Source organism: Candidatus Photodesmus anomalopis (genome assembly GCF_000731785.2).
Lineage (GTDB): Bacteria > Pseudomonadota > Gammaproteobacteria > Enterobacterales > Vibrionaceae > Vibrio > Vibrio anomalopis.
The window spans coordinates 350,723-364,161 of the sequence record NZ_JGVJ01000010.1 but is presented as its reverse complement, the minus strand read 5'-3'; the positions used below and the strand labels follow the sequence as shown (position 1 = coordinate 364,161).

The window sequence follows — 13,439 nt, the reverse complement described above, 5'->3', positions numbered from 1 at the left end:
AATAACTCAAAATCTATTTTTAAATACAAATCATTTATATTTATAAAAACGATATACTATTAACAATAAGATTTATTAACTAAAGAACAATCCTTTTCTGTTAAAGAGTAATATCCTTTTTACCTATTCATTATCTGATTAAAAGATATATTTTTATTCAATACAGTTGCTTTAGTTAGGATAAATTCAATAACTTGCTCTTCAAGAGCAAGATTATGTATATTAGCCATGATCTGTTCATTATTTTTGTAGTGATTAATAATTTTTAATGGATTTTCATAGGCTATTGATAGTTCTTCCATCAAGGTCTGCACTTTTTGTTTATCAACTTTAAGCTCTTCAGATTTTATTACTTCAGAAAGAATAAGAGCACTAATTACTCGACGTTTTGCTTTATTTTCCAAAAATTTAATTGGTAATTTATCTACTGATACTGTATTATTTTCATTGGAATTGCCAGATATGAGATGATGACGAAGAAAAGACACTTCCTTATCAACAAGAACTTTAGGTAGCATATTGAGTTCATTAGTAGCCATCAAACCATCAACAATTTGTTCTTTAATAGACTCTTTAATTGCTTGTTTCAGTTCGCGTTTCATATTTTTATACACTTCAATTTTTAAAGCTTCTAAACCTCCATTTAGGATACCAAACTTAGAAAAAAATGCACTGTTCATTTCTGGAAGTTTACATGCTTCTACTTTTTTTATTTTAATCTGAAATTTAGCTTTTTCACATTTAAGATTTGAGTCTTCTAAAAAATGCTCTGCAGGAAGACTAGTTTCAATATTAAATGTCATTCCTGCTTTTTTACCAATTATATTTTCTCCTAAATTAGGAATTCTATGATCTATACCTATTTCAACTGAAAAATTCTTAATTTTATTATCTTCAATCTCTTGATTGTCAATAAATCTTATACAATCAATGATTGCTCGATTACCTTTTTCAGCAACAGTGTTAATTTCAACCCAATCAGCCTGCTGCCTGCGCAAAGTATAAATCATTTCTTCAATATCTGAATCTTGAATTTTAACTATAGGTTTCTCAATAAGAATACTATTTAATTTTTTAAGATCAATTTTTGGGCAAATCTCAAAGGTAGCCATAAATACTAATGGTACACCTTTTTTATCTGTTATAGGAAAAAATATAGGTGAACTAACAGGATTCATTTTTTCTTTTATTACAGCTTCTAGAAAATAATGTTGCATAGCTTTATCAATTACATCTTGACGTATTGCTTTTCCATATATTCTATCAACTAACTTAATTGGAACCTTTCCTTGACGAAATCCATTAAAATGGCGTTTTTTGGTAATATCGTGTAATTTAGCTATGACTGCATTTTCAATATCAGAACTTGGAACAGTAATATTTAGACGACGCTTTAAAGCTCCTAGAATTTCTGTGGTAACTTGCATTATTTTAGAACCTCAAAAATAGTTCAGTAATTCAATTATATTATCTATTTTAACATGTTATGCGTAATCCTACGTATTCTACTTAAAAAGTAATACAATTAAATTTGAATTATTTGATAATATATTAAACGTTCCAAGTAGAACTTTTCTTTTTAATGATGATCTTAAATTAACGCATAATTAATTAAACAAGATCAAAATTGTTTTACTTCTTGGTGAGTATTTTAAGCAAGCTTTAAAAGCTTTTTTATAAAGCCTTAAAAATAAGATTTACAATTACTGGAACCGTGTTTGAAATAGGAATTCCTCCAACAGTCTCAGCTAATTTATTTAGATTATCAATAGGGATAGAAAAATCATCAGAATTAATAATTATATGATTTGTAGAGGAAACACTGAGATAATCTTTTGATTTAATAATTAATAAAGGTATCTGCATTTTTTTAGTATTGCCTAGTAATGTAATATTAGCAGGAATGGTCATTTTAATAGGCATAAAATCAATTTCTGATAAATTAACTTTTCCTGATACTTCAATATTAGGATATTTATTCGATTGAAAAAATAATTCATTTAACCTTTTATCTCGAATTGGATTTAAGCTATCGATTCCTAATGGAGAAATATTCACCTGAAATACACCTTCTTCATTAATCGAACCTGTTAGTGTAGTAATAGTAGCTGGTTCAACAATATATTGCTTTTTTATTGAGGCATAGCTAATAGTAGATATAGAATTATCAAGCTGATATTTAGAGAAAGTAGGTTTAGACAAGAATAAAAACATGATTACTGTTATATATGTATATATTTTTTTCATTAAAAAACCTTAAATTAATTTAGAACAACATAATACTCTAAAAATCTAGTTCACTGAGATAATAGAATTTATATATCTACATACATTATAAATTCTTACCTATTTAAGAGGATAGAATCTTTAATTAGCTTAGTTCATTCATATCTATAATATGCTAGAATGGAATAAATTTAAATAATAAATAAGCTAGTTATAACTAAAATTTTCAGGTGTTTTATTTCACTAATAAAAACTAATAAATTTCCTATTAATAAGTAAATCAAATTTAAGGAAAATCATGCTAATTACTAATAGTACTAAACTAATTTAGTACCTTTAATATCAATTAGACCTTATTAAAATTCGAAGATAAAAAAATCTATAATCTATCTTTTAGATAGACTAAAATACTTCATGCTTCACAATCAATTATTCTATAGGGTTATTTTTTATCATAAGTATAATTAATATTAAATATGTATTTTGCATTATTTTGATATATAAGCAACTAAATCTAACACCTTATTTGAATACCCAATTTCGTTATCATACCAAGATATAATCTTAAAAAAGTTATCAGTCAAAGATATTCCAGCTTTAGCATCAAAAACTGAAGTTCGCATCTCACCAAGAAAATCTTGAGATACAACTGAATCCTCTGTATAACCTAAAATACCTTTTAGTGTAGTTTCAGATGCTTGTTTCATTACTTCACAGATAGATTCATAAGATGTAGATTTTTCTAAATTAACTGTTAGATCAACTACAGATACATTAGCTGTAGGTACACGGAAAGACATACCAGTTAATTTTCCATATAATTCTGGAAGAACGAGGCCAACAGCTCGAGCTGCACCAGTTGAAGATGGAATAATATTTTGATAGGCACCACGTCCACCACGCCAATCTTTAATTAAACAACCATCAACAGTTTTTTGAGTTGCAGTAGTCGCGTGGACAGTAGTCATTAGACCAGATTCTATACCAAAATTATCATTTAAAACTTTAGCAATAGGTGCTAAACAATTTGTAGTACAAGAAGCATTAGAAACAATATCCTGATTAGAATAGCTAAACTCATTAACGCCCATGACAAACATTGGAGTCGAATCTTTAGAGGGGCCTGTAAGCACAACTTTTTTTGCGCCAGAAATAATATGATCCCGTGCTGTGTCATCGCTTAAAAAAAGACCTGTTGCTTCGACTACAACATCAACATTAATAGCATTCCATTTTATTTTTTTGGGATTGGATTCGGAAGTGACACGAATGGACTTACCATTAATAATAAGCTCATCATCTTTAATCTCTACAGTCCCATTAAAACGACCATGAGTAGAATCATACTTTAATATGTATGCTATGTACTCTAAATCAATCAAATCATTAATACCAACAATTTCGATATCATTACGATTTTGTGCTGCACGAAACACAAAACGACCAATACGACCAAATCCATTAATACCTACTTTAATTGTCATTTACTATTTCTCCAATAACTAATGATAAACTCCAATTTCCACAACTGTACCAATATTTTATAACTAAAACACCAAATTATACTTTATTCATTTATTAATGAAGTGTTCTTATCTAAAATCAACGGGATAAAAATATCCTATCTAAAGATTTATGTCAATTTTTAGATAGGATATGCTTTTAATAGGGATTGACTGTAATATTTAATGCAGTTTAGATTTAATAAATTCTAAATAAGAAAGTTATTAATTATTATTAATCCATTCATCCATATCTGTTTTCAAATTATCAGATTTAGTACCAAACACAGCTTGAACACCACCAGAAACTACAACTACACCTTTAGCACCTAGTTTTTTCAATTTTTCTTTATCAACGATGTCTGTATCTACTACAGAGACACGCAACCGAGTGATACAGGCATCTAGTGAAATAATATTAGCTTTTCCACCAAATACCGATACTAATTTACCTCCAATATCTGAAGTCGATGGTAAATTTACATTATTAAATTCCTCACTATTTTCACGACCCATAGTTTTAATATCTAACTTTTTAATTAATATACGAAAGATGCAGTAATAGACTACTGCATAAACTAAACCAATACCAATTATTAGCAGGATATTTCTTGAGTTACCAGATAATAATAGAAAATCTATTAAACCATGCGAGAATGAAATTCCATGTACTATTCCTAGAACATTAGTAACAACGTATGCAGAACCAGCTAGTAAAGAGTGAATAGCATAAAGCATAGGCGAAACAAACAAGAATAAAAATTCAATTGGTTCGGTAATTCCTGTTAAAAAAGATGTTAAAGCTAATGAAATCATAACACCAAAAACTTTTAAATAATTCTGAGGGTTAGCAGAATGAGCAATCGCTAGTGCTGCCGCTGGTAAACCGAACATCTTAAAAAGATATCCACCAGCTAATTGACCAAAACCATCTCCTGTAATACGAGATGTTTCGTCAGCGACTAAGTAACAAGTAAGGACACCTTTTTGAATTTCACCAATAGCATTAGTGCATCTTCCGACTTCGAAAAAAAATGGAGCATTCCAAACATGGTGCAAGCCAAATGGAATTAAAGCACGTTCTATGATACCATAAAGGCCGAAGGCTAGCGCAGGATTCTGATAAGCCGCCCAATTAGAAAAATAACCAATTGCTTCACGAATTGGAGGCCATATTATGGATAATAAAATTCCTAATGCAATTGCTAAAAAACCAGTAATAATAGGTACAGCTCGTTTCCCGGAAAAAAAACCAAGATATTCTGGAAGTCTAACTTTAAAAAAACGATTAAAAACCCAAGCTGCAATAGCACCAACTAAAATACCACCTAATATCCCAGTATCCATTTTTTCCATATGCATCAAGGAAACTGTAACAACGTCTAATGTTGCTTTCATAATTCCATAACCAACAGCAGCAGCAAGACCTGATACACCATCATTGTTCGTGAAACCGAGAGCTATTCCAATGGAAAACAATAATGGAAGTTGATGGAATACAGAAGCACCAGCCTTTTCCATAATAATAGAAACCATATCTGGAACAAAAGAAAGGTTAGCAGTTCCTATTCCTAAAAGAATACCTGCAACAGGTAAAACTGACACTGGCAACATCAATGATTTGCCAACTTTTTGTAAATTAGCAAAAGAATTCTTAAACATGCTTTTATGCTCCTGATAACACCATTGTCGTTGATAAGAATATAAAACAATTCATGTAATCAACGAAGAAATACATATTAGAAACGGATTCTAATCTTTTAAAGCTATCAATATATATTGATATTTATCAAATTTGCTAGTTGCTAATCAAACTAAATTGCAAAGTAACTATATAGATCACAGTTACTAAGAAAAGAATCAGTTAGACAGAAAAGCATTAAGTAGATATTTCATTAGTTAAATTTATTAACCAATTTGTTATTAATAATTCCTTATTTAAAACTGGATGTAACCGTATTTCTTTTCTTAATAAATTAAGCTTAGCTGTTTGTGTATAAAGGTCATTATAATTAAGTAATCTGCTTAACTGGATAGCACCTGGAATAGTATATTCATCAATTAATCCAAAGTGGGATTTTTGTGCATCGGTAAATAAGTACCATAACCATGCTAAATATTTATTAGGGTCTTTTAATAAACACTTAGTTAAATTTATTAATTCTTCTAGATCATTTTTCATTGCTGAAATTAGTTTCTGTTCAATCATTAAATAGGTTTCTAACTCATTAGTTTGAATAAAAGTTAAAATATCTATTGGAGCATAATTATTTAAGTGCAAAGTATAACCAGGAATGTCTTCTTTTGTTTTAGATTTTAGCCAGTTTAGAAGCACCATATGTTCAGGGATGCTAACGTTCCAACATTGACAACGACTTTTAATAGTTGGTAGTAATAAATTAGGTTTAAAAGAAACTAGAAGAAAAATACAATTTGATGGTGATGTTTCTAAAGTTTTAAGCAAAGCATTCGAAGCTGATTCATTCATAGCTTCAGCAGGCATAACTACAATTAAACGAAAACCAGAAAACTGAGAAGTTTCACAAGCAATTTTATTACAAAATCGAATTTGATTGATGCTAATTCCTCCTCCATTTATTTCTGGAGAAATCAAATGAAAATCAGGATGATTACCAGATTCCACTAATTTACAACTATGGCAAAAACCACAATAATCACCGAGATAGTTAGAACACATTAAGACTTGAGTTAAATGCTTAATTAACTGTTCACTGCCTAAACCATGAACACTATTAAGGAGAACAACATTAGGGAATTGAGCTGTTTCTAAACTTAACTTCCAATAATGCCAAATATCTTTTAACCATGGATAAAGATTTTCCATTTATTACCTTATGTTCAACCATGTATTTAAAATATTTCTAATATCATTAGCTACTTGAACCATATTTTGCTCAGCATCAATTATAACAGTATTGCAATCTTCATTTGCTAACTTTAAATAGCATTCACGAGTTCGATTAAAAAAATCAATATCCATTTTCTCAATTCTATCAACTTTTCCAAAGTCACGAGAGTACACTCGCTCAAGACCAATTTTTGGATCAAGATCTAAGTAAAATGTTAAATCAGGTATTAAATCAACTAATATAGTTTCCTTTAACATAGAAAGAATGTTTGATGAAATGTTTCGACCAGCACCTTGATAAGTTTGTGATGACATATCATGACGATCACTTACAACCCAAATTCCTTTTGAAAGAGCCGGCTTGATAATATGTTCTACTGATTGCACTCTAGCAGCATACAGTAATAATAATTCAGTCATATTTTGCAGAGATTCATTTTTCGGCTCTTCTTTAATAAGCAAACGAATCTTTTCTGCTAAATTTGTTCCTCCAGGTTCTCTGGTACTTTTTACTTTTAAAATGCCAGCATTAGTAAGAGTTGTGGAAATAATCTTCACGGCTGTGCTTTTTCCAGAACCTTCAAGTCCTTCTACAACAATAAATTTTGCTTTTTTCATTATTTTAAATATATCTAATTTTTTAAATATTGTTTTACTGCTCTATTATGATTCAATAAATTTTTTGAAAAAATATGCTCCCCCTCACCATTAGATACAAAATATAAGTATTCAGTTTGTTCAGGATTTAAAGCTGCTTCTATAGAAGACTTTCCAGTCATTGCTATTGGAGTAGGTGGTAATCCATGAATTAGATAAGTATTATAGGGTGTTAAAATATATAGGTCCTCCTTGCTAAGATTACCATTATATTTATTAGCAATACCATAAATAACACTTGGATCTGTTTGCAACCGCATTCCTTTATTCAATCGATTAAAAAAAACTGATGCAATGCGTCTCTTCTCAGAATATAACGCTGTCTCTTTTTCAATAATAGATGCTAAGATTAGGGCTTCATAAGGTGTGTTCAAGATTAAATTAGGACTTCTATCTAACCATTTAGAATTAATAAATTGATTTAATTGACTATGTGCCCTTTTTAAGATTTCAATATCTGAAGTACCTGCTGTATAATAATAAGTTTCAGCAAGAAAAAGTCCTTCTAATTTTTTTCGTTGTATCCCTAATATATTCGCTATTTCTATCTCATCTAAATTAGAGATAGTATCTTTCAGATATGGAGAAGAAAACAATGTTACCCTCCAATCATCAAAGCGAGTGCCTTCAATAAAGGTAATTGAAAACTGATATTCATTACCATCAACCAAATGTTGTAAAACCTTTTTTAATGTCATGCTTGGTTTTAGCTGGAATGTGCCTGCTTTTATATCTGAAAATTCCGGATGAAATCTAGGTAATAATCTTGAAATAAAATTAAAAGAAATCCAATTATTTTCAGTTAATAAGATTAAAGTATTATTTAAATTAGTTCCAGATTTTATTGTAATAATTTCTGGAACTTTAATTTGCAAAGGTTGTTGTAAATAAACATTAATCTGATTGCCAATATAAAAAAAAATACCAGCAATGGAAACTATAAAAAAAACTAACAATACTATTATTTTTTTTAACAAGGATTTAATCTCTCTTGAAAATATCTTGTTACCTTTCCAATATTATAATGCTTAGAAATAATTTTAATAACAGGAACAACTCCTAAAATTGAATTAGTTATAAAGATCTCTTCTGCATCATCAAGACATTGAAACTGAAAATTATCTATTATTAATTTTAAATTTTTTGAAGAAGAAAATTGAATTACTAACTGTCTAGTTATACCATTCACTCCTGCATTTTCAAGACTAGGAGTATAGATTATGTTATTTTTTACCCAAAATAAATTTGCAATTGTAGTTTCAATGAGATTTTTCTTAATATCTAAGACTATGGCATCAAATAATCCAAGGCGATTAATTTCTAATTTTAGTAATACTTGTTCAAGACGATTATTATGCTTATAACCAGCAAGTAAAGGATTAATCCCTAAATTCTGATTGCAAACGCCTAATTCTAAACCATAACGAATTAATCTTTTATAATGGTTAGGAACTAAGAAATGACTAATAGTGATATTTGGTGATTCAATCCCTTGGCTATTATAACCGAAATGTCCTTTTCCACGAGTAATATGAAGTTTTAATCCTGATTTTCTATTTTTTAGACGAGCTTCCATTAACCATTTATAAACTTTTTCCCAATTTGGAAGGGCAATATTTAGAAAGTGTAAACACTCTTCCATTCTTTTTACATGCATATCCCAATGCTGAATCTTTCCTTCAAAAACAAGCATAGTTGTAAAACATCCATCACCGTACTGAAATGAACGATCCATTACTGAAATGCTACTACTTAGTTTTCCATTTACCCAATGCATTTGTGCATCCAAACTAACGAAACTCGAAATTAAATTTTCTTAAAGATTAGGCAACCATTGGTGCCTCCAAAACCAAATGAGTTGCAAGCAGCATACTCAATATTTACTTTTCGACAAGTATTTGGGATGAGGTCGATAGATAAATTTTTTTCAGGATTATCTAAATTAATTGTAGGTGGGACAATCTGGTCAACTAATGACATAACAGTAATAATTGATTCAACTGAACCCGCAGCACCTAGTAAGTGACCTGTCATCGATTTTGTAGAAGAAACAAGAACTTGTTGATATCCAACTTTACCAAGAGCTCGTTTAATCCCTTTAATTTCTGCAATATCACCAGCCAGTGTAGATGTGGCATGTGCATTTATATAACCGATTTGTTCTCCAATAATTCCAGCATCATGCATAGCTGCTTCTATGGCTAAAGCCCCTCCAGAACCATCCTTGCTAGGAGCAGTCATGTGATAAGCATCACCAGACATACCAAAACCAACAAGTTCACAATATATGTGAGCACCACGTTCCATAGCATGTTCATAATCTTCCAGCACTATCAAACCAGCACCATCTCCAAGAACAAAACCATCACGACTTTTATCCCAAGGACGAGAAGCTTTTTGAGGCTCATCATTACGGGTAGATAACGCCTTTGCAGCGGAAAAAGCTCCTATTCCTAATGGAGTTGAAGCTTTTTCCGCTCCACCAGATAACATAATATCCGCATCACCATAAGCAATAATTCGAGCAGCATGACCAATATTATGAAGGCCGGTAGCACATGCCGTTGAGATAGAAATATTAGGACCACGCAAACCATACATGATAGAGATATAGCCTGAAATCATATTGATAATTGTTGAAGGAACAAAAAACGGACTAATTCTACGAGGTCCTTTTTCTTTAAGAGATTCATAGCCAGCTTCAATCAAACCAAGACCACCAATACCAGATCCGATAGCGACACCTATACGAGAAGAATTTTTTTTAGTAATAATAAGACCAGAATCATTTAAGGCTTGAATACTAGCAACGATACCGTACTGAATAAACAAATCCATCTTTCTCAATTCTTTTTTAGAAAGATAATCTTCACAGTTAAAGTTTTTAACTAAACCTGCAAAACGAGTCGAAAAATTTTTTGTATCAAAATGTTCTATATTTACAATACCACTTTGTCCAATTTTTAGCGCTTTCCAAGAAGATTCTACATTATTCCCTACTGGTGATAGCATACCCATTCCAGTAACAACTACACGACGCTTAAACACGATCTTACTCTCCGAAACTGAAATGATTTTAAAGCTAGGGGCTTATAGATATGTCGAAAACTCAGGCGGCCAGCAGAAGGCCACCTGGGAGAGATATTACTGAGTATTAGTTACATAATCAACTGCTGTTTGAATAGTAGTAATCTTCTCAGCTTCTTCATCTGGAATCTCAATATCAAATTCTTCTTCTAAGGCCATTACTAATTCAACAGTATCTAATGAATCAGCACCTAAATCATCGACAAAAGAAGCTTCATTTTTAACTTCAGCTTCATCCACACCCAGCTGTTCAATAATAATTTTCTTCACTCGTTCTTCGATATTGCTCATTTTTTTTTTTCCTTATTAGAGTATAGATTTCGCATAATATAATAATCTAATAGTCTAAGAACTGTTTCTTTTGAGTCCCTGACTAAACAAAGCATTTAGATGATTTTATAAGATATGTATGTCAAACCATGCACATCCCACCATTAACATTCAAAGTTTCACCAGTAATATAAGAACTTTCTGAAGAAGCTAAAAAGACAACTACAGATGCAATTTCAATAGGTTTCCCAAAGCGTCTAACAGGAATACTAGATAATATTTTATCACGATGTGCAGAGTTCATTGATTTTGTCATATCTGTGTCAATGAAACCAGGAGCTACTGCATTGACAGTAATTCCTCGAGAGGCAACTTCTTTTGCTAAAGATTTAGTAAAACCAATTATACCAGACTTTGCTGCAGAATAATTTGATTGACCTACATTACCTATAGTACCAACAATAGAACCAACATTAATAATTCTCCCATTGCGTTTTTTAATCATATTAGGTAATACCGCTTTTGAAAGATTAAATACAGAAGTTAAATTAGTTTCTATCACATGCGCCCATTCATGACTTTTCATACGTATTAAAAGATTATCTCTAGTAATACCTGCATTATTAACTAAGATATCAACTAAACCAAATTCACTATTAATCGAATGAATCAATTTTTTAATTGAATTCATATCAGTTACATCTAAAATAAAACCTTTTCCTTTATTTGAAAAATGATTGCTAATATTAATAGCACCAATTTCAGTTGTAGCTGTACCAATAACAGTTGCACCAGAATTAATAAAACTTTCAGCAATGGCATGTCCTATACCACGAGTAGCACCTGTAACTAAAACAACCTTACCTTCTAGATTCTTCATTGAATGTACCTATATCCTTTATTAATCAATTAGAGATTTAGCAAATTTTAAAGAAGCAATATCGTTAATAATTGCTATTTTCGGTTTAGGTATCTTAACAATCTTTTTTGTGAAACCACTCAATACCTTATTTCCTGGAGCAATTTCTAGAAATGTATGGACTCCTTCTCGAATTATTAATTGAATAATCTCAGACCAACGAACTGGACTATACAATTGACGGATTAGTGCTGATTTAATTTTGCTAGAATCAAATTCAGTGAGCACATCGACATTGTTTATAACTGGAATAGTAGGAGATTGAAAATTAATCTTTTCAAGATTTAAAGCAAGTTTGTCAGCTGCAGATTTCATCAACATACAATGAGAAGGTACAGATACAGAGAGCATTACAGTACGTTTAGCTCCAGCTTTTTTGCATAGAATTTCTGCACGTTCTACAGAATTCTTATGACCAGAAATGACAATTTGATCAGGAGAATTAAAGTTTGCAGGAGAAACTATTTCATCGTTTTTTTGTGCTTCTTTGCAAATTTTTTGAATAAAGTTCTCATTAAGACCTATAATTGCACACATTGCACCAATATTTTTTCCTGACATAGCTTCTTGCATTAAATAGCCACGTAATTTAACAAGCTTAACAGCCTCATTAAAATTAATAACATTAGCACATACTAGAGCAGAATATTCACCTAGGCTGTGACCAGCTAGACTTGAAGGTTGTTTATGATAGAAATTTTTTCTCCATACACGCCAAATAGAAACAGAAGCGGTCAATAACGCAGGTTGAGTGAAAGATGTTTGGTTAAGAGTTTCCTTTGGACCGTTTTGAATTAAATTCCAAAGATTATAATTAAGTGCATCAGCTGCCTCATCAAAAGTCTCTCTTACGAGATCATACTCTTTAGCTAGGTTCGAAAGCATCCCGATTTTTTGTGAACCTTGCCCAGAAAATAGAACAGAATACTTGCTCATTATTAATATTACCTACAATTTTTAAAACTTGACTAAAGCTGAACCCCAAGTGAATCCAGCACCAAATGCTTCAAGCAACAGTATCTGACCACGCTTTATACGTCCATCTCTAACAGCTTCATCAAGTGCAGTGGGTATTGTTGCTGCAGATGTATTTCCATGTCTATCTAAAGTAAGGACTACTTGCTCTAATGACATTGAAAGTTTTTTAGCTGTTGCTAAAATAATTCGATAATTGGCCTGATGTGGAATTAACCAATCTAATTCAGATTTATGTATAGAATTAGCAGCTAAGGTATCTTGAACTAACTTCGATAAATAAGTCACTGCTACTCTAAACACTTCACTACCTTCCATATGCAACCACTCACTTGAAGTGGTAGTGTGTGCAGGAACCTTCAGACTTAATAAGTTTTCAAATTTTCCATCTGAATATAAATGTGTCGATAAAATACCTGGCTCTTCGCTTGCAGAAATAATAACTGCACCGGCAGCATCACCGAATAAAATAACAGTTGAACGATCAGCAGGATTACAACTCTTAGATAATGCGTCTGCACCAATAACTAGGATAGTTTTATACATTCCAGATTTAATATGTTGATCAGCAACAGATAAACCATATATAAACCCAGAACAAGCAGCTGATAAATCAAAAGCTGGACAAACTTGAATACCTAATTTATTTTGAACTTGGCAAGCTGATGATGGAAATCTATGGCTACCAGTAGTAGTTGCAACAATAATTAAATCAATATCACTTTTATCAATACCTGACATAGATATGGCCTTTTCTGCAGCTAGGAAGGCCATATCAGATACAGTTTCATTCTCTGCTGAAATACGACGTTCCTTAATACCCGTCCTAGAGAAAATCCATTCATCGCTTGTATCTACCATTTTTTCTAAATCAGCATTTGTTCGAACTTTGGATGGAAGATAGCAACCAGTACCTAAAATTTTACTATACATG

13 protein-coding genes are annotated in these 13,439 nt (G+C 31.1%); all 13 read right to left on the bottom strand.

What is annotated here, in order from left to right; all coding sequences use genetic code 11:
* Positions 1–119: 119 nt before the first annotated feature.
* Positions 120–1,427, bottom strand: coding sequence for a trigger factor (gene tig / locus CF66_RS02255; protein WP_016503433.1), 1,308 nt, complete (start codon positions 1,425–1,427; stop codon positions 120–122).
* A 247-nt stretch (positions 1,428–1,674) separates the two neighbouring features.
* Positions 1,675–2,247, bottom strand: coding sequence for a YceI family protein (locus CF66_RS02250; protein WP_016503434.1), 573 nt, complete (start codon positions 2,245–2,247; stop codon positions 1,675–1,677).
* A 467-nt stretch (positions 2,248–2,714) separates the two neighbouring features.
* Complete coding sequence (gene gap, locus CF66_RS02245) at positions 2,715–3,710, bottom strand: type I glyceraldehyde-3-phosphate dehydrogenase (protein ID WP_016503435.1); 996 nt, start codon at positions 3,708–3,710, stop codon at positions 2,715–2,717.
* A gap of 243 nt (positions 3,711–3,953) precedes the next feature.
* Positions 3,954–5,390: a PTS glucose transporter subunit IIBC gene (gene ptsG, locus CF66_RS02240; RefSeq protein WP_016503436.1), complete on the bottom strand. Its 1,437-nt coding sequence runs from the start codon at positions 5,388–5,390 to the stop codon at positions 3,954–3,956.
* Between the two features lie 217 nt (positions 5,391–5,607).
* On the bottom strand, positions 5,608–6,573 hold the full coding sequence (locus CF66_RS02235) for a DNA polymerase III subunit delta' C-terminal domain-containing protein (protein ID WP_016503437.1): 966 nt from the start codon (positions 6,571–6,573) through the stop codon (positions 5,608–5,610).
* 3 nt (positions 6,574–6,576) lie between these two features.
* Positions 6,577–7,215, bottom strand: coding sequence for a dTMP kinase (gene tmk, locus CF66_RS02230; protein WP_016503438.1), 639 nt, complete (start codon positions 7,213–7,215; stop codon positions 6,577–6,579).
* A 14-nt stretch (positions 7,216–7,229) separates the two neighbouring features.
* Positions 7,230–8,231: an endolytic transglycosylase MltG gene (mltG, locus tag CF66_RS02225; RefSeq protein ID WP_016503439.1), complete on the bottom strand. Its 1,002-nt coding sequence runs from the start codon at positions 8,229–8,231 to the stop codon at positions 7,230–7,232.
* Entirely contained in the window at positions 8,225–9,031 is an 807-nt protein-coding gene (pabC, locus tag CF66_RS02220; protein WP_016503440.1) for an aminodeoxychorismate lyase, read from the bottom strand. The genes mltG and pabC overlap by 7 nt, the downstream gene beginning before the upstream one ends.
* A gap of 29 nt (positions 9,032–9,060) precedes the next feature.
* On the bottom strand, positions 9,061–10,302 hold the full coding sequence (gene fabF / locus CF66_RS02215; protein ID WP_034411416.1) for a beta-ketoacyl-ACP synthase II: 1,242 nt from the start codon (positions 10,300–10,302) through the stop codon (positions 9,061–9,063).
* Between the two features lie 96 nt (positions 10,303–10,398).
* Entirely contained in the window at positions 10,399–10,632 is a 234-nt protein-coding gene (gene acpP, locus CF66_RS02210) for an acyl carrier protein (protein ID WP_016503442.1), read from the bottom strand.
* Positions 10,633–10,753: 121 nt separating this feature from the next.
* Positions 10,754–11,491, bottom strand: a complete 738-nt coding sequence (fabG, locus tag CF66_RS02205; RefSeq protein ID WP_016503443.1) for a 3-oxoacyl-ACP reductase FabG — start codon at positions 11,489–11,491, stop codon at positions 10,754–10,756.
* A 21-nt stretch (positions 11,492–11,512) separates the two neighbouring features.
* Positions 11,513–12,466, bottom strand: coding sequence for an ACP S-malonyltransferase (gene fabD / locus CF66_RS02200; protein ID WP_016503444.1), 954 nt, complete (start codon positions 12,464–12,466; stop codon positions 11,513–11,515).
* A 21-nt stretch (positions 12,467–12,487) separates the two neighbouring features.
* The gene (locus tag CF66_RS02195; RefSeq protein ID WP_034411413.1) at positions 12,488–13,438 is read right to left on the bottom strand and encodes a beta-ketoacyl-ACP synthase III; all 951 of its coding nucleotides are present in this window, start codon (positions 13,436–13,438) and stop codon (positions 12,488–12,490) included.
* Between the last annotated feature and the right edge of the window lies 1 nt (position 13,439).